This window comes from Marivirga atlantica (assembly GCF_016734805.1).
Taxonomy (GTDB): Bacteria; Bacteroidota; Bacteroidia; order Cytophagales; family Cyclobacteriaceae; genus Marivirga; species Marivirga atlantica.
In genome coordinates this window covers 577,087-595,634 of the sequence record NZ_JAERQG010000002.1, presented here as the reverse complement: position 1 = coordinate 595,634, position 18,548 = coordinate 577,087, and the positions used below count along the sequence as shown (strand labels likewise).

General features: G+C 34.9%; 7 protein-coding genes. 2 read left to right on the top strand and 5 right to left on the bottom strand.

Annotation, left to right across the window (positions count from 1 at the left end; genetic code table 11):
- Positions 1-59 precede the first annotated feature (59 nt).
- Complete coding sequence (locus JKP34_RS09915) at positions 60-311, top strand: hypothetical protein (RefSeq protein ID WP_201920454.1); 252 nt, start codon at positions 60-62, stop codon at positions 309-311.
- Between the two features lie 245 nt (positions 312-556).
- Here JKP34_RS09915 and JKP34_RS09910 read toward each other — a convergent pair whose 3' ends face one another.
- From JKP34_RS09910 to JKP34_RS09895, 4 genes are all read right to left on the bottom strand, one after another.
- A complete protein-coding gene (locus JKP34_RS09910; protein ID WP_201920451.1) occupies positions 557-4,084 on the bottom strand; it encodes a hypothetical protein in 3,528 nt (1,175 codons plus the stop codon).
- Positions 4,085-4,368: 284 nt separating this feature from the next.
- The gene (locus JKP34_RS09905; RefSeq protein ID WP_201920448.1) at positions 4,369-13,446 is read right to left on the bottom strand and encodes a fibronectin type III domain-containing protein; all 9,078 of its coding nucleotides are present in this window, start codon (positions 13,444-13,446) and stop codon (positions 4,369-4,371) included.
- A gap of 12 nt (positions 13,447-13,458) precedes the next feature.
- Positions 13,459-14,721 (bottom strand): hypothetical protein, encoded by a 1,263-nt coding sequence (locus JKP34_RS09900; protein WP_201920445.1) that lies wholly within the window; start codon positions 14,719-14,721, stop codon positions 13,459-13,461.
- A gap of 205 nt (positions 14,722-14,926) precedes the next feature.
- Positions 14,927-15,787: a hydroxymethylglutaryl-CoA lyase gene (locus tag JKP34_RS09895; protein ID WP_201920441.1), complete on the bottom strand. Its 861-nt coding sequence runs from the start codon at positions 15,785-15,787 to the stop codon at positions 14,927-14,929.
- A 129-nt stretch (positions 15,788-15,916) separates the two neighbouring features.
- On the opposite strand from JKP34_RS09895, the gene JKP34_RS09890 reads away from it, so the two are divergent.
- Positions 15,917-17,401, top strand: a complete 1,485-nt coding sequence (locus tag JKP34_RS09890; protein ID WP_201920438.1) for a lipopolysaccharide biosynthesis protein — start codon at positions 15,917-15,919, stop codon at positions 17,399-17,401.
- Here the strand turns inward: JKP34_RS09890 and JKP34_RS09885 are convergent.
- Positions 17,384-18,481, bottom strand: coding sequence for a DegT/DnrJ/EryC1/StrS family aminotransferase (locus JKP34_RS09885; RefSeq protein WP_201920435.1), 1,098 nt, complete (start codon positions 18,479-18,481; stop codon positions 17,384-17,386). The two genes, JKP34_RS09890 and JKP34_RS09885, sit on opposite strands and share 18 nt — an antisense overlap.
- Positions 18,482-18,548 lie beyond the last annotated feature (67 nt).

The following is an 18,548-nucleotide window of genomic DNA, read 5'->3' as shown; positions in this document are numbered from 1 at the left end:
TGATTTTTAAAAACTCAACTATATTTACAGCGTATTCATAACGTTTTTATGTAAATAACATGGCACTTAATTTTGCATCAGATTTCGACAGTTTTAGCGAATATGATGAAGACGACAACGGCTGGGATGATGAAGTATCTCTTGATGATGAATTTGAAGAAGAAGATGATTTTGACTCAGATAATGAAGATGACTATGAGGACGACTACGATGAAGAGGATGAGGACGACATCAAATACCAGAACTTCGATGATTTAGACGAAGACGACTATGATTCAGGTGAAGAAGACCCTGACTTTGATAACTTTTAAATGAAAATCCAGACTAATTAGTCTGGATTTTTTTGTGGTGTCATGTCATGCTAGAAGCATCTGATTGCATTGTTGGTTAACAAATCTCTACTGTCATGCTGGAAGCATCTTTTTAATCCATATCAACATACAATAAGATCCCTACGAAATAACCACAAGTAGGAAACTCATGCTGGAAGCATCTACTTTTTTATATTCATATAAAACTAAAAATGCCACCTTGAACGAGGTGGCATTTTCAAATCTTACTTATTTACGTAATTATACTCAAAAGCTTCAAGTATATTACCTTCATGGTCACGCTTGAGTTTAAGTCTGCCGGCCTCATCATATTCAAAATAGGTGATTCTTCCATTGGCATCATTCATAGAAGTCATACCCACTAAAGGCTCATAGGTGTATGATTCCATTTGCGCATCAACAGGGTAAATGCGTAGTTCATCAAACAAAATATTTCCCGTTGAATTAAACACCAATTGAGTCGCCTCATCTACGGTAATAGGTATTTTATTATAAGTCCATTCACTGTCCACTTCAATCTCATCGTCAACATTAATCGGAGTCTCGCCATTAATATTATCAATAGTAACGGTTTCAGAAGTAGACCCATTGGTACTCTTTAAGTAAACTTCAACATAATATTGACCTGCAGATAGAGGTTCAAGAACTTCTAATACATTTAAAGGTTTAATACTTTTTGAACCAGTTTTAGCTAAATCACTCATTTCACTTTGTGGAGCATTCCATGAATCATTGACATCTTCGAAACTTGTAAAGAAAAATCCATTTTCAGTATTACTTACCTTCGCAATTATTTCAGATTCTTTATATCCCCAACTATATTGATATTTTATTCCATGACCATCTATAGACTCTGTCACAGAAAAATATTCATTGAGAGTTTTTTCCTCCTTTAACTCAAACCTATTATCTATTTGCAATTGGTTATCATTATAAACTGGTTTTACAAAGTCATTGTAAGCAATTGTCCCATTTAAACGGTAATTCTTTGTTGGTGCATAATAGCCTTCGATTGACTCCCACTTATTGAAGTTTGCGGCAACAACTTGATTATTCTTTATTTTTAAATATTGTACAGGACGTCCAATCCTATTCTTATCTTTCGGGATATAATATCTTTTTACTTGAATAGTATTCCCTCCCAAATCTATGTCTTCTAGAAAAAATAAGTCAGAAGAATAAACAAACTCCTCTTTTACTTTTAATTCATCATTTACTAATATCTCGTTTGAGGTTAATTGAAAATGATTCTCACTATCATAGAGATAATTCTTCGTCAATTTGTGTTTCACATTATTATTATAATATGTTTCAGTTTTCTTCGAGATTTTAGGAAAAAAAGCTCTAATACTATACGTTTCAAAGCCATAAGTACTTTCTTCATAAGGTACTATCCAACCACTGGTATATTGACTAGTTGTCCAAAAATAAAAATCTGGAATATAAGTAAACCTTAAACCGAACTCAGTAGGTTGAGTATAAGATTTAGGTTCATAGCTATAGGTCAATTCTGTAGATTTCACTAAGTATCCTTGGTTATTGTATTCATTCACCAGCTTTAGCTTACCTCTTTTTTCATCTAAAGAAGTACTAAGAAACTCAGGAGGTCTACTTCTGGTTATTTCTTCTCTTAAAGAAGTAATTATTCTATTAGATTCAATATCTTTAAAATCATCCGATGTTGAAAAGCTATATTCTTTTTTAGAGTTATCATTATGTATTACTGAAACTTTCCCGTAGCCAACTGTCCCACTTTTTGTTTGATGTAATTCATAAAAACTCTCTGAATTAACATGGACATAATTAAATTTTCCATACGTACGAGAACCGTCTCGCAAATCAATGAATGAATGTGTTCTTTTAAAAAATTGCGACCAATTATCAGTTAAATTAGCAATACGACCAGAGCTTTTTCCTGTAATATCATAATTGAAACTTTTTGATTCTATCAGCTCATTATTAGTACCCCGTAGGTCTATTTGATTTACTCTAACTCCTCCAATTGGTAATTCTAAACCTTGGTCATTTACAAAATCATTTTGTTCAAAATAGAATTCATATTTACCTCCCGTTGGCAGAACCACACTTTTCAACAAATTAGCTTTTGTGGCTATCTCATCAGGATTCCTATTAGCCCAGGTTTTCAAAACTCCCCTGTAGTTAATGGAAGGAGCCAATTCCGAATTCTCCTTTTGATTAAAAAATCCCCAGAAGTCAATAGATTTTGAGTCATAAGAAGGCAGTAATAAGTCATCATATTGAAAATTATATAATTCGCCATTTAAATTAACACTTACCAATTTCAACCTACTATAATCATCATTCTGAAAATAGTCATAATTAAATAAGATTCGCTGAAATACATTTTCACTATAATCTTGAATTGTTATTTCGTTCAGTGCATAGTTAGATTCTAAATCCAGTCTTTCTATTTCAGAATATCCAAAGTTTATTCTACCATATGGCAATATTATTGTTTTTATTCTATTGGGTTTAACCACTTTTCGATAAATCGGGTTATACCAAATATCATTTTGATAGTCAGCTGGATTAACGAAGTCATATATATCCTCTAATGGCTGATCAAATACCGTGTAATTATTTTCTAAATGATATTCAGAATAATCTGATCCATCCCATTGCCTATATTCGGTGGAATAATAAAACCTACGTTCTTCTGCATTGTAAAAAGTTTCTATTTTATCATTTTGTGTATATTCGTAAGTTATCAAATTATTAGAGTTACCATTAATCTTGATATCTTTGCAATACCATGCATTGACATATTCTAAATTGGCATTTTCATAGTAAAATCCTCCGGGATTATAGGGTTGATCTAAGAATTCCTCTTTTGTATATGCTGCATTTGCTACGCTTGCATAAAATGAAGGCGTTCTTAAATTCGTAATGTCATAATAGTCTTCTTGGTTTGGAAATACATATACATTTCCATCGGTATCCGTTATTTTCCATTCATTAGTTGTATTAGCTTTAGGACCAATCGCTGGTACTATCTTAGCATCTGCCATTCCAGAGATAACTTTTGGCTGTCCTGAAGAATCCAAGATGAATCGACCATGTCCTGAAGGCAAAGTAAAATGAAAAATATCTGGTTCGGTATCAGCATTTCCCCAAACACAATAAATATTATCTTCATTATTGCTTATAAGATTTTTGGCAAAATGTTCTTCAATATTATATTTATCCTCATCAGGATAAAACTGAGAATTTTCATCATTATAAATTTCGTCATTTCGCAATAACCTGATCCAATCATCTATTGTTAAACCTTTATAGTAAACTTCTTTAACTTCTCCGTTTCTTTCACCCATATTTGTTACTAAATTGATGAATCGGCCACAAGTATGGTGTTCATCTGGATTACCCTTCAGTTCTCTTGTCAAGGTGGCTCCACTATAGTCAAGTTGCCAACCTAGTCCTACCGAGGAAGCTATATCCTTTACTTTAATTCCACCACTGTAGTATTTCAACGTAATTGGTAAACTAAATTCTTTTACTGAAGTTGATGCTAAAGGAATATTAAAATTTATTTTACCAGTATATAAGTCTACCATTTTATCTTCTAGTGCAAATTGCTTTAAACTAGAACTTTCTGGAACCAGAATATCAGGATTAAGAATAAACTCTCTGAATGTATTCTTTATACGAGGTTCTTCCTGTGCATATAAGGCATTACCTAAATGGAATAGTAGAAATATTAGTAAAAGTAATTGCTGCTTAATTTTATTCATCTTCTTTTCAAGAATTATTGTAAATTTTTAGAACCAAAATATGAAATATTCAATTAATAGTATGCTAATTATACCGATTAGGATTACTTCTAATTTTAAGAGATAATCTTTCATTCTAATTTTTTTCTTTAGATTGGTTTGACCAACAATAATTAAAATTATTAAAATGAACATAATACCATTCAGAAAATAATTATTTATTCTACCTATAGAGATGTCCGCGATACTAAATCTTATAGTTAGATATAAAATTATATATATACTTATTGCATGCAGTTTATGTCTCATTTGTCAAAACTATAAACCTCCTTACTTATTCCAGTGTAAACACCACTCCAAATCCAAGCTGTAGAAATAACTATTCCTATTTGTTGTTGCCTAAGTGAATATGTAGATGAAGTTTCAACACCGATTCCATTATATCCAGTTGTACCACCAAAATATCCTTCAGTATTACTGGAATTACCTATTGTAATACCACCAGAGACACTCAATGATGGAAGAGCGGAAGGGGTTGAATAATCTACCCCACCACCTAATAAAACTCCTGATGGGCTTAATGTAATAGAACCATTTCCGTTAACTGCATCAATAACATTCGTTGCCTCTTTTCCATAAGATATTGTAACATAAGGTTGAATATCACCAGATGAAAAATTCTGACCTACCTTACTGACCTGATTTATGGTAGAAGCTTGTTGCATTGAATTTTCAAAATCCTCTACTTCTTCTTCATTTGAAAAATTAGTTTGAGATAAATTAAATGTAACGTTTACCAAGTTCGAAAGCCAATTAGAAAAAGAATTATAAGCTGACTCAAAACTATTTTCGCCATTATTAATGCTGTATGATTCTAAACCTTCCAACTCAATATGAGCGGTTACTTTATTTTCGCTAAAAGCGTAAGTTGAGTTATAATAATAATCCTCGGCCAATGGATCAACATTAAAGAACCTGCCCAACTCTGGTTGGTGGTTTCTCCATTTAAACTTCACCCAACCTGTCTCTTGCTCATACTCTTGGTCTTGGAAGGTGTTCATAAAGTTTTTCTTGTCGTATACTTTTTTGTAGGAATTAAAAGTCAGCCCGAATGGATAGTAATCATCCGCTTGTATCAACTCTGTTTTATGGTGGTTGATCATTAAATCATCGAAGTAAACTTCTGTGAGTTCCTCACTTTCATTACTCACAAAAAACATTAAAAAGCCGTCATGTGGTATGGTCATATCTTCAAATTGTAATAATTCATGTGAGCCACTACCTGTACCATTATCTGCTGCAGCAGTTGTTAACTGTTTAAAACCAGCATCTACATAATTAAAGCTTTTATCTAATAAAATATAATTAAAATAAGCTTGCGGTCCGGTTTCATTAGAGGCAGCCAAAGCTCCGGCAGGTACAAAGCCATCCTGAATACCACTTACATCCATAGGATTTTCACCTCCTAAAATACCACCCGATAACATATTCGCTAAAGCGGTAATAAAAGGCAGTGCATTTACTTCTTCATTGCCTTCTTGTAAGTCTACATATTTACCATAAATAGAAGCATTTACTACATCTCCTTCACTCACTAATAAAGTTTTGGTAATCCCTACTCTCTGGGCAGTTTCACCAAACGAAGCAATTCTATTGCTACTGCCACCTGTTTTGGCCATGTTGTTGGCTACTATATCAATTTCATCATAATTATCGAAATAGTCGTTAGTTGGCGTTTCAAAACTGGTATTGTAATCATCCTCTCTTACGGCAAAAGTACTACGCACATTACCCAAATGATCTTTTAAATGGTACTGGTATTCAAAATCATTACTGTGCTCCACCGCGCGAGGTACTAGTCTACCTTCTGACGTTTGCACAAATTGCAACTCATCGTTTTCGAAGATCATAGCACCTACATAGTCGGTAGCCTTCTCAAATGTACCATTCTTAAATACTTCTTGTCTTAATTTGGTGCCGGCAGCATCGTACAGGTAATTTATATAATCTCCATTATCAAAAGTCACTTTATGTGGCAGGTTCAAATGGTTATAGGTAATGGCCGTTATACCTTTATTAAGGTCTTGCATCATGTTACCATTCCCATCATAGGCATAATCATCAGAGTTGGTATTACCATCTTTGAAACCAGCTTCATTACTAGAAGCATCCGATACATAATCCAATTGATTACCTGTGTAATGATAACGCAACTGATCCATAGCAGCTCCATTTTCATCTTTTCTATTCAGATACATGATGTTACCATTCATATCATAGCCGTCAGCAGGGATTTCTAATTGATACTTCTGGTTAGGATCATAATTGGCTCCTTCAAAGAAATTTGCATTTCTAATTCTATTCAGCGCGTCATAGTTGTAACCATAAGCACTTCGTTTGATAGGATCTGCCATATCGTCTAAAATATTTCGTTTACTAGCCCATTTAATGCCCGCAATATTACCATTATATTGGGCATCGGCTCCTGTTAAGCTTAGGTTATCGGTATAGCCCATTTCCATACCAAACAGGTCAGGTTGCTCCGTACCATCAGGACTTAAATCCGCATTATTGATTCTGGTCAACCAACCCCTGATGTTGTAGCGGTAGTCTACTGATTGTGTAAACTGCTCATCATCCTCATGTAAATTCTTCTTGATCAACTGCCCCAGTTCATTGTATTCGTTAGACACCATGAGTTGCGGGCCGGTGGTGGATAGTTGTGCATCTACTATTCTATCTCCCACATTATATGAGGTTACATCGGCATATAGGTCAGTTGTTACCGGTTTATTAGAAGGGTAAAATACTTCTCCATTATGGGTATAATAAATTTGATTACCTTTCTTTATTATTGCCACTCGATCACCTATTTCAAAATAAGCCAGACCTGCATTTGTTTTTCTTCCACCATTTTCATAAGCATACAATTGACCATTTGATGCTACATATAAAGCATAATCCATGTCCTTATAAGAAGTTCCTGTTGGATCGTTATTCAAACCAATTAGAAATCTGCCTAAGGTTTCAATCTTTACACCATAGCTACCATCACTTTCTAATTTAATTGGAATAGTAGAGTATGCATTGGTATTGTCGTAACTGGAAGTACCAGCTTGTTTTAACCCTCCATCTTTATCAATTTCATAGCCCACTAAGCCTTCCCATTTTACTGGTTCCGCTACTTCATGCGTTACTTCCATGAGTCTATCGGCATGGTCGTAGGTATAGTGAATGTTTAAATCGAGTTCATCCTTGACATTATTATCTAGTCCGAATGAGGCGCTAATGGTTTTTAATTCATAACCAGATTTCCAAATACTGACATCTATCACCAGATCACTAGAACTGAATTCTTCAGATTCATGCACTAATTGATCATTATGATAGTAATAGATATTACCATCGTTTCGCTCAACCCTGAACTCATCACCTATGTTGTAAGCTTCATAGATATTCATATCAGAGCCACTTTGCTCAATTATTTTATATTTATCTTCTTCAAAAAAGTAAAAGCCATAATCAATATCAGAATAACTAGCAGTAGTATTCAATTCATTTAAACCAAATGCATATTGACTTCTTTTCTTATCGATGGTTACACTCACCCATCCATCTTCTCCGGCAGCTAAAGTATTTAGAGAGTTTGCTCCCCCGTTAAATGAGTTATAAGTATTTTTAACTAAACCTTGAGTGTAATCATTTAGGGTTACATTATTCAAATTAGTCCACTTAATAGGAATACTTTTGATTCGGTAATGAGTGGTTTCATCAAGCACTTTACCTGAAAAATCATAGACACTTGAAGTAGTTGCTATTTTATTAATTGATAAATCGGATATTGACTGAATCAGCCTATACCTATCGTCATAATAATTAACTGTTGCCAGCATCTCATTTGTTCCGAGTATATTGGTTAAGCCACCAGTTACCTGTCCAGTAACTTGTACGGTTTGTTCAAAAGCATTGCCATGTACATATTCAGCTTGAAAATCATACATACCAGTATTTAAACCAACATAATTCTTGAAGTTGTAATTATCATAATAGGTTGTATTTAATACAGTAGTTCCGCCAGTAATATGTGGGAAGGCTGTATTTGAATAACCAAAGCTTTTATTATCTGTACCTTCAGTCTCTTTATTAGTTAAATATTCAAATGATCCACCCGCCTTATAAATATCTACAATAGCATGCAGGTTTTGAGTGTTTGCCGATGTAGTGGTGTGTAGCAACTTATCATTATGATAATAATTAATTTCATCACCTATTCTTCTTATGGTTAGTACATCACCAATCTCATAATTTCCATAGGACACTGAGCCCGCATAAGAACCATTTTCATAAATTCTAAGTATTTCATTATCATCTATAAAGAAAGAGTAATCTATTGAGTTCTTATGTCTTTCTTCAATATTATCAGATAAGCCAAAGGAGCCATTATAGGCCAAAGAGGTTATTTTCATAGCTATTTCACCATCTACATTTTTCTCTAGATAATTAGTTGAAATAGCGGTTTCTTCACCCCATCCTTGTCCTTCTATTCTCTCTATTTTATTAGCTTCCAATGACAGACCACTTGTGAAACTCCACTTAAAAGTACTCTTGGCATAATCCTTCAGAAAATCTTGAATAGAATTTCTATGCTCTTCCATTTCAAAGATTCCGGTCATGACTGGCCTGTTTAAGACATCATATTTAGTAAATAGCCATTGATCATTTATGCGCTGGTTTCCATCCTGTGTTAAAACCAGTCTATCTCTGTCATCATATACCATGAATACTTCTTCGGCTCCGGGTACTTTTTTAACCACCATTCTATTGCGGCCGTCATACTGATAGTAAAACCCATAATTATTCAAAAGATTAGCATCGATATCACCATTTTCTGTGTTCAGGTTCTTAATTAACTCTGGAGGTAAAACAAAAGCTAAATTGTCTCTTATATCATATACATAATAAGTATCTGCGTATTCAGTTGTTGTCAGGTAATTTCTCTTCAAGATAGTTTTGCCAAAAGCATCTGTATAAGTAGCCGATTGATTACCATCCTCATCTGTTATTAATATCTTTTCGAAGCTACCAGCAGCAAAATAGTCTACCACTGATAATGATGATCCATCAATAACAAACTTTAAAACTTCATCATCTCCATTTATGAGATATTCTGTAAAAACAGGACGATTGTTTCCATCTTTAGCCCAGGCAGTACCAGGAGCATTTTCTGCTACTGGTCTATTTAAGGGTGAAGCCTCAAAAGTAGTTTCTGAATACAAAAATTCATCTTGTGCGACTGCAGGAAGTTCAGCATATCTATCAAGTAAATCATTGGTATAATCGCCATTGTTTGGATCAATCAAAGCTGACTTAAACCATCCTTCAGCCTCTTCTACTGGCATTGGTAAATAGCTTTTATTTCTTCTGCCAACCGCATCATATCCATAAGTCTCTACTAAATCTCTCTGTTCTGGGGTATAATTTTGCATTACTTTTTGCTTGAGTCTACCCAAACCGTCATAAAATTCAGTTGAAATAGACGCTTCATCTACGGCAAGGTTTTCAAGGTCAGTCTCCAACAAAACTCCTTCCTTCTTTACCCTGGTTGTCCTTACATAATTTTCCTCCCCGATTACGGCAAATGCATATTCACTTCTGGCTTCTTCACCATCTGCGGCAACAGCCCTAAAGGTGTAACCTACTCCTTTTGGAATATCAACTGTATAATTATAAGAAGTTGTAGCAGCAGTTAGTTGATCAATTTCTTTTAATAAAGAACCATTATTGTAGAGATATAGAGTTACTGCAGGCATTTCACTTGCAAAACCAAGTGTAACAACCTCACCTTCTCTGTAGCTATGATTTGCTCCTGGTGCCAAAATCCATCTGTTTAGATTCTCTACAGTAATCACATTTGAATAGTTAGAAAAGCCTGTAGCATTTACGGCTCTAACCCTGTAGAACAAGTCCGTGTTAAATTCACCTGGTTCTACCAATAAGTTATTATCAGAAACACCTACATTATCATAACCATTTAAAATATTATTAAACTCCTCATCAGAAGCTACCTGAATTTCATATATGTTGATGCCTTCTATAGCTAACCAATTAGCTTTGAAAGAACTATATGTAACTTTTTTGGCTGCCAAGGCTTGCGGTTTTACTGGCAAAGTTAGTGTTTGCTTAATTCTAGAATTACCTGTTTCACCACCTTCAGAATAAGCCCGCACTCTTATGAAATATTGCTTATTGGGCTCCAAAGAATTGATCTGAAGTTGAGTAGTACTTAGGTCAAATGCTTCATAATTCCCTACATAGTTCGTAAAATCTTTATCAGTTGCCACATCTACTAAATAACCATCAGCAAAAGTTAAAGGATCCCAAGAAGCTAAGAAGGAATTAGTACCTACAGCCGATACAACTAGATTCTGAGGTGGAAATGAGGCTGTTCTTAATTGTAGTACTTCTGAATTCTCTGATGTATAGAGCTCATTCTTGGCTCTCATACGAACATAGTATTTCGTGTCAGGCTCAAGCTCATCAACTTCTTTTGTATTATACTCTACACCTAGTGTTTCTTCTAAAATAATATTGCTAAAACTATCATCTTTAGCCACCTCTAATTCATACGCTATTGCTCCACTGGGAGGACTCCAATTAAAAGAAAATTTATAAGCATCAATAAATGAGGCTGTTAAATTAGTAGGAGGATTCATCTTTAAAGTGATAATATTCGATTCGCCACGATATCCATAAGAATATGTATTAGTTGCACTCACATAAGAGAGAACCTTAACTTCATAGGTTAAGCCTGATATTAGACCTGAAATATTTACACTATTCCCTTCCCCAGAAAAAGCTGTTCCATTAGAATTTTTGATTGACCAGCCTGTTACTTCATTATCGTTTTGGTCTTTAATTTTTACTACATATTGATCAGCATTTGGTGAGAAATCCCAAGCTAAATCAAAACCATCAGTAGTCACATTACTATAAATAACATTGGTTGGTGGTGATGGGGGACCTGTTAATCTTGAAGTATTGGAATAGGCTGATGTGCCCTGATCGCTCTTAGCTCTTATCCTAAAATAATATGTTACAACTGGTTGAATAAAATCAAATATATAGGATTGTTGATGGCCAGCATTTACTGCTTCAGCAGCAATTGAAAAATCATTATACGTTACTCCCTCGGCATTAACAAAGTTTGTAAATTCGGCATCATAAGCTACATCTAGTAGGTATTCAGAAGCATTATAGGTTGCTTGCCAGTACATAATATAATTGTCATCATTACCACCTATGCCCCATATGTGAGGTTGAGTAGTCCATGTCTTAAAGTTTTTAGATCTAAACCTACCTTGACCACCACTATTCTCTCCAGCTATGGCAACATGATAATTCGTGTTTTCCTCTAAATCATTAACAATAACTGAATATTCATCACCGTTCTTTGTAACATATAAATATTCATATTCATTTGATTCCGACTTGGATAACTTAAGCCTAAAATTAGTTGCCGATGGTGAATTATAAGTGCTAAAGTTTACTTCTGCGGAGAAAGGAGTAATATTATTAACCTCTATTTTATCTATACGTTTTGGCGGCATCAATACTGAAATTGTTTCTGACCAATCCGAACTAACTCCTTGAGAAACTTTAATTCTACAATAATATAAAGTTCCTGCTTTTGCATCTCTTATGGTTCTGCCAAATGCACCTGAACCACCAGAAGCTCCATACTCTCTTATATAACCATTCTGATCAAAAGTTGGATTATCAGATATCTCGATTACGTAACCTTCCGCTAAGTTTACATCTGACCAATAAAGATCAAATGAATATTCATCGTCTTTTGTATGCTCAATATTAGTAGATTGTTCTAAAACTGGTGGAGAAGCCACAGTATAAATATATCGGACTTCAGAATAAGCTGAATATTTAGTGCCATTCCAAGAAGCTATTCTTACCGCGTATTCCGTTCCTGGATTTAAACTATTTATAGTAAACTCGGTATTATTTACTTCAAAGAAGAATTCGTCACCTTTCTCACCTTCAGAGATGTTATTATTTTGATAAACATTAATTTGATATTGAGAAACACCACTTACTTCATAATTGCTTACCTTAAATGAACTGGTAGTAGCCTCTGATAGACTAAAATAATTTGAGGCTTCAGCAAGTGTTGTGACGGACTGTACAGCTGAATATTCAGACCAACCCTGTACATTGTAAGCTCTAACCCTGTAAAAGTAATTTGTATTTTTAATAAGATCCTCAATAAGTAATTGATTAGTATAAATCCTATCATTAGTACCCTCTATATAAATAGGATCAAAATTAGCATTTGTAGCCCATTCAACTTCATAGTAATCTGCTCCAGTTACTAATTCCCAATTTGCGGTAAAACCATTATGCTCAATAGGTAAAGCCTCATTTATAATGGGAGCATTAACTTTTAAAATAGCGTTATCAGATATTGCTTCTGACAAACCAGAGGCATTCTCAGCATGAATTTCAAAGACATATTCATAACCAGCTTTTAATCCATAAGCCGAATAAGATAAACCTGTTATTAATTCATTATTGATGACTTGAATACCATTTTTAGGATCTCCTTCATATATACTTAGACGGTAGTCTGTTATACCATTAATCTGATCCCAATTTATTGTAAATCCATCCAAAGTTTCTTGACTTACCTGAACATTCTGAGGAGCAGGAGGTGATGTCAATACTTCAACAGTATTACTATAATTAAAAATAAAACCCTCAACTATAGGTTTTACCCTATAATAATAATTCGTATTTGGTTCTGCAGAAAATATAAGACTAGTTGAAGTAACACTGCCATTATAGCCATACTGACCAACAATATTATCAAAATTCGAATTATCTGAAATATCTATTTGATAATAATCTGCACCTGAAAATTCATTCCAGTTACATGTAAAACTCATAGATGATATTTCGGTAGCTGGTAAGGCTGTTGGATTATCAAAAGAACTGGTTAAAACACTGACAGCATTACTATACGGAAATTCTTCACCAAGTATAAATGGCTGCACCCTGTAGTAGTAAGTTGTATTCGGGTCTGCTTCAGTAAAGTCAACCTGAGTTGCTGTAATAGTACCATCATAGCCAAGCTGAGCAACGATATTAATAAATTCGGCATCCTCAGCAATTTCAACATGATAATAAAAAGCACCTTCATAAGCTTCCCAATTACAGGTAAAACCAGTAGGTGTGATATTGCTGGCAGATAAGGCGTTTACTCCTTGCTCATCTGTTTTATTAATTTCAGCAAAGCTGTTGTTGCACATAAACAGCACACCAAAAAGGAAATATGAAAATCTTTTAAGTAACGGAATTGAAGCTTCTCTCATTATTATGTCGTATCAGTAAATCAAATTAATTCTAATGGCCCAGCGGCTGGCGGCTTCTTCCAAGCGTTTGGGTGGTGATAAATTGTATAGTATTTGGGTCTGTGCCCTTAGTTTTTTATATACCTTATACTCAAAACCTCCGCCTAGCCACACCTTGGCTGACTGTCTCTTTAAATAAAGTAGTGTGCCCTCATGGGCAGCTGTAGTATTTAGGTAAGGTTGCTCATACTCTGCCTGTACAAACAGCTGCTTATAAAACTTATATTGGCTAAAAAGTCTTACCGATAGCTGTTTGCTAAACTGTTGGTAGCTGCTATCCTTATAGTGGTATTGGTAATCAAATGAAGTGGCTATGCCAATGTTGTGCTTGCTCGTAGTGTTGAATGATAAACCTGGAGCGGCCTTTATTACCAAATGGGGTCTAATAGAGCTTTCTAAATTCATGTGAAGCTGCCATCGCTTTTGAGGAACATTCCGCTTCTTTAACTCCTTTGAGTCATCTCCCAGGCTATAATGACTATACTTCTTTTTTAGCTTGCCTACTTTATCTGTAGCTTCTGATATTTTGGATTGTTGCTCCGTAAGTAAACTACCAACCTTTGCAGCACTGGCTATTTTGCCTTTATCCCACTGAAAGTCTTCCTGGCTCTGGAAAGGGAAATCATTCCTGAAGGTATTAAATTGTTCTACTTGTTCCAGAGCTTCAGCTTCTTCCAGATTGTTTTTAGCAAAATCTTCTATCTTACTTTCCAGCATTTCAGTATTCCCACTATCCAACTGGGCCTTAACATCTTTAAACTCCTCTAGCTCTTTATTCTTGATTTGCTGAATCTCTTTTGGGGCATTACTTTCTAAGACTTGCTGCGCCTTATCGCTTATATAACTACTGTCTATTTCCTTGAGGTTTTTAGACTCCTGAACGACATTTTCAACATCATCATTAGAAATATCAATATTACTTTCCTTTAACAAAGCCTTTGAATTGTCTTCAATAATTTTGTTGCCACGAGAATTTATAGTTGCTGAATCTAGTAACTGTATATTAGAAGAATCACTTATTACATCACGAAAGCTATCACTCAATGACTCAAATCTTACACTGTCAATCCTTAATAAACTTAAAGAATCATAAAGCTGGCTTTTAGAAAAATTCAACTGCTTAGCAGTCAGCTTTTCAATGGAATCATTTACTAAAACTGAATCTGATTTTGAAACAAACCCACCTAACTCATTAGCAACCTGAGCCTTAATTGAAAGCGCAGCGACTAAAAGCACGGAAATTAAAAGTGCTTTTTTAATAGATAGATATAGCTCCTCCCTGAAAATCAAGCTACAAAACTACTTCTACTAGCATATATATTCCAAGAAATAATTAAATTAATTCGATGAATCCTTAAAAATATTACATTTAGATAACATACAAAGATATTATGCATGCATACCTTTCGACAAGATATTTTTAATTGTTCCTTAGAATTGATTACCCAAACACTCCCCCACTCATCTGAATAGCTTCATCAAAAGCATGTTGATTTAAACCTAGGTCAACATTGTTTTCATTGAAGTAAGCAAGCATTTGCTCAGTAGCCATATTACCTGTTAAATCATCTTTAGCCATAGGGCAACCACCAAAACCTTTAATGGCACCATCAAATCTTTCGCAGCCCGCAGTAAAGGCTGCATCTACTTTAGCTTTTATTTCATTAGGAGTGCTGTGTAAATGCGCACCAAACTCAATATGTTGATATTTGGGAATCAAAGTTTCAAAGGCCAGCGATATATTATCTGCATTTGAGACACCAATTGTGTCCGCCAAAGACACTATTTTAACATCAATATCATCAAGCTTAGCTGTAAATTCATCAAGGTAATCAGCATTGTAAGGGTCACCGTAAGGATTGCCAAAACCCATAGATAAATAAACTACTAAGGTTTTACCATGCTTTAATGATAAATTCTGAATTTCTGACAAATCAGTAAGTGCTGTTTCAATTGAGCGATTGGTATTACGCTGCTGAAAAGTTTCTGAAAGTGAAAGCGGATATCCTAAATAAGTCACCTGATCAAATGTAACAGCATTATCGGCTCCTCTTTTATTTGCTACTATGGCTAGCAGCTTTGAATGTGTGCTACTCATATCAAGCCGATCAAAAACCTCGGCAGTATCGCGCATTTGAGGAATAGCCTTTGGTGACACAAAACTACCGGCATCTATTGTATCAAAACCTACTTTTAGGAGTTGATTGAGATAATTAACTTTTGTTTCCGTGGGTATAAAGTCATGCAGTCCTTGCATGGCGTCACGTGGACACTCAATAATTTTGATGCGCTTATTTTCCATATCCAAAACTAATTAATGTAAGCACTGAAAAAAAGCTTTCATCAGCAGATTTAGTTGACTGATTATTTGAATTAGTGAGAAAGCTGTGCGTAAATTCCAATTTGGAAAACTGTGTATTAAGTAGTCAACTTGGGAATAGTCATTAAACAAAGTGCTTATGCTTCGGCAGTAAATTACCTTGGTGTAGCCATTGGTGCTATTAATACCATTTTCCTCTATCCTATTTTTTTAACACAAACAGAACTTGGCCTGTTCAAAGCTATTTTTGCTATGGCCCTGATTCTGGCTCCATTTGCACAGCTAGGCCTGGGAAGAAGTACTTTAAGGTATTTACCACGCTTCAGCGCAAGTAATAAAACCAAAGGACGGTTTCTCACCCTCATCCTTATTTTGGGTGCATTTGCTATTACTGTTTTTTTAATCTTCTTTCAGTTGATTGATGATTGGCTTTTCTCTTTCTTTGAAGAAAAAGCTCCAGAACTCATACACCATTACTGGCTCATTTTAGTATTGGCCTTTATTATGGTTTACATTGCCATAATAGAATCTTACTACCGTGCTTTGCTTAATGTGGTTATACCTACTTTTATGCGCGAATTCTTCTTAAGAATCAGCAGCACAGTTGTCACTTTCATCTATTTCAAACAATGGATAAGTTTCGGTGAGTTTCTGTACTTATCTGTCATGACTTACGCTTTAAGTCTATGCATCTTGATAGCCATTCTCATTTACAGAGAGCAGTTTTTTATCAACTTCTCAGTTTTTCATTTTAAAAAACCCTTTCTGAAAGAGTTGTTGAAATACATGTTGTTTATCATGGCTGGAGCAGTTGGTGGAGTAATAGTAGTTCAGGTAGATCAATTGATGATTACTTCTTATCTGGGCTTCGAGCAAAATGCAGTTTACGTAGTAGCTTTTTTTATGGCTACAGTTATTGAAATACCTAGAAGAGCCATAGCGCCTATGTCTGATTCTTTGATAGCTCGATCATTTGAATATGAAAGGCTCGATGAAGTAAAAAAAGTTTACAAGCAATCAAGCATCAACCAACTGATTTTAGGCTGCTTTGTATTTCTCTTGGTCGTTCTAAACCTGGATAATATTTATGGTATTATGCCAAAGGGAGAAATATATGAAACCGGAGCAATTGTAGTACTCTTTATTGGCTTAAGTAAACTGGTTGACATGGGGTTTGGCGTAAATTCAGAGATCATCGTTTCTTCCAAATTGTATAAAGCCAATATCTATTTTGTAGTAATATTAGCCATACTTACTATTTTATTAAATACGCTATTGATACCTATGTTAGGACTGGCAGGAGCTGCTTTAGCATCGCTTTCAGCAGTATTCACCTTTAACCTGATCAAGATGATATTTATCTGGAAAAGATTGAAGTTTCAGCCATTCAGCTGGCATACACTAAGCGTTTTAGGAATAACCGCAGGAATTTATTTGTTGGTGTTTTACTTACCAAAACTTGAAAATCCTTACTTAAATGCGCTATGGCTATCAGCAATTATTAGCTTGTTGTTTGTAGTGCTTATGCTGCTATTTAAGCCCTCAAGAGAGATTAACAGCATAGTAAATCAATTGAAATCAAGAATCAGAGGCTGAGAAAAATAGGTTCACCTGCTCGCAAACATACAGTATTTCTTCTACCGAATGATTGGGGAAAACAGGTAAGGAAAGTACCTCATTACTAGCTTTTGTTGCATTTGGGCATTGGCCAATAGAATTACTTAAAACCGGCATATCACTCAGTGCAGTGGGGTAATGGATATCCGTTGCAACTCCCTTACTTGTCAGATAGTCTCTTAGTTCTTCCCTTTTTTCATACAGGATAACAAACTGATGATAGATATGTCCGGTATTGTTTTTTGGTAAGCTAATGGGCAGTCCAGCAAGCTGCTTAAAATAAATTTCAGCCAGAGCTATTCTTTTCTTATTCTGATAATCGAGGTCCGGTAGTTTTTTAGCCAACACTGCTGCCTGCAATTCATCAAGTCTACTATTTTTCCCTAAGGATAAATGCTTATTTCTAGCTACTTGTCCATGATTTGCCAACAAACTGCATCGGTCAAATAGTGTTTCATCTTTAGTCATGATGCAACCCGCATCACCTAAAGCACCAAGGTTTTTAGTAGGATAAAAGCTGAAAACTGAAACATCAGCAAAGCTACCCGCCTTTTTATGGTTCAGTGTAGCACCATGAGCCTGTGCACAATCTTCTATCAGTTTGATATTGCTTCGTTTGCAAAAGTCAACTATCTCTTGAATTTCAGGGTTTACCATTCCAAAAAGATGAGGCAAAATAACCACCTTCGTATTTGCAGTTACCACGGATTTGATGGCCTCTAAACCAAGGCTAAAAAAGCTTAGATCAATATCGGCAAACACCAATTTGGCATTTACCCAATAAACCATTGATGCATCTGAAAACCAGGTGAATGCTGGAACAATCACCTCATCGTTTGATTTTAGCTCCAGTGCACTTAATATCAGCTCGATAGCATCAGTACAATTTGCCGTAGGAACCATATAGGGTATACCAATATATTCAGAAAAATCAGCAACCAACTGCTTAGTAAAAGCACCATTAAAATATTGACCTGATGATAAAACCTCAGCTATAGCAGATTTAATAGCTTCACTAGGCTCATCAAATTTCAAAAAAGGCACTTTACCTGTATTCATACTATATTTCTCGACTTGGCTAACTTTCAATTATGCTTTAAAGATATGTGATATAATACTTGTATAA

Bases quoted from the DNA above. Each gene is read 5' to 3' on its own strand.
- JKP34_RS09910 (WP_201920451.1), bottom strand. From the start codon at position 4,084: ATGAATAAAATTAAGCAGCAATTACTTTTACTAATATTTCTACTATTC.
- JKP34_RS09915 (WP_201920454.1), top strand. From the start codon at position 60: ATGGCACTTAATTTTGCATCAGATTTCGACAGTTTTAGCGAATATGAT.
- JKP34_RS09885 (WP_201920435.1), bottom strand. From the start codon at position 18,481: ATGAATACAGGTAAAGTGCCTTTTTTGAAATTTGATGAGCCTAGTGAA.
- JKP34_RS09895 (WP_201920441.1), bottom strand. From the start codon at position 15,787: ATGGAAAATAAGCGCATCAAAATTATTGAGTGTCCACGTGACGCCATG.
- JKP34_RS09905 (WP_201920448.1), bottom strand. From the start codon at position 13,446: ATGAGAGAAGCTTCAATTCCGTTACTTAAAAGATTTTCATATTTCCTT.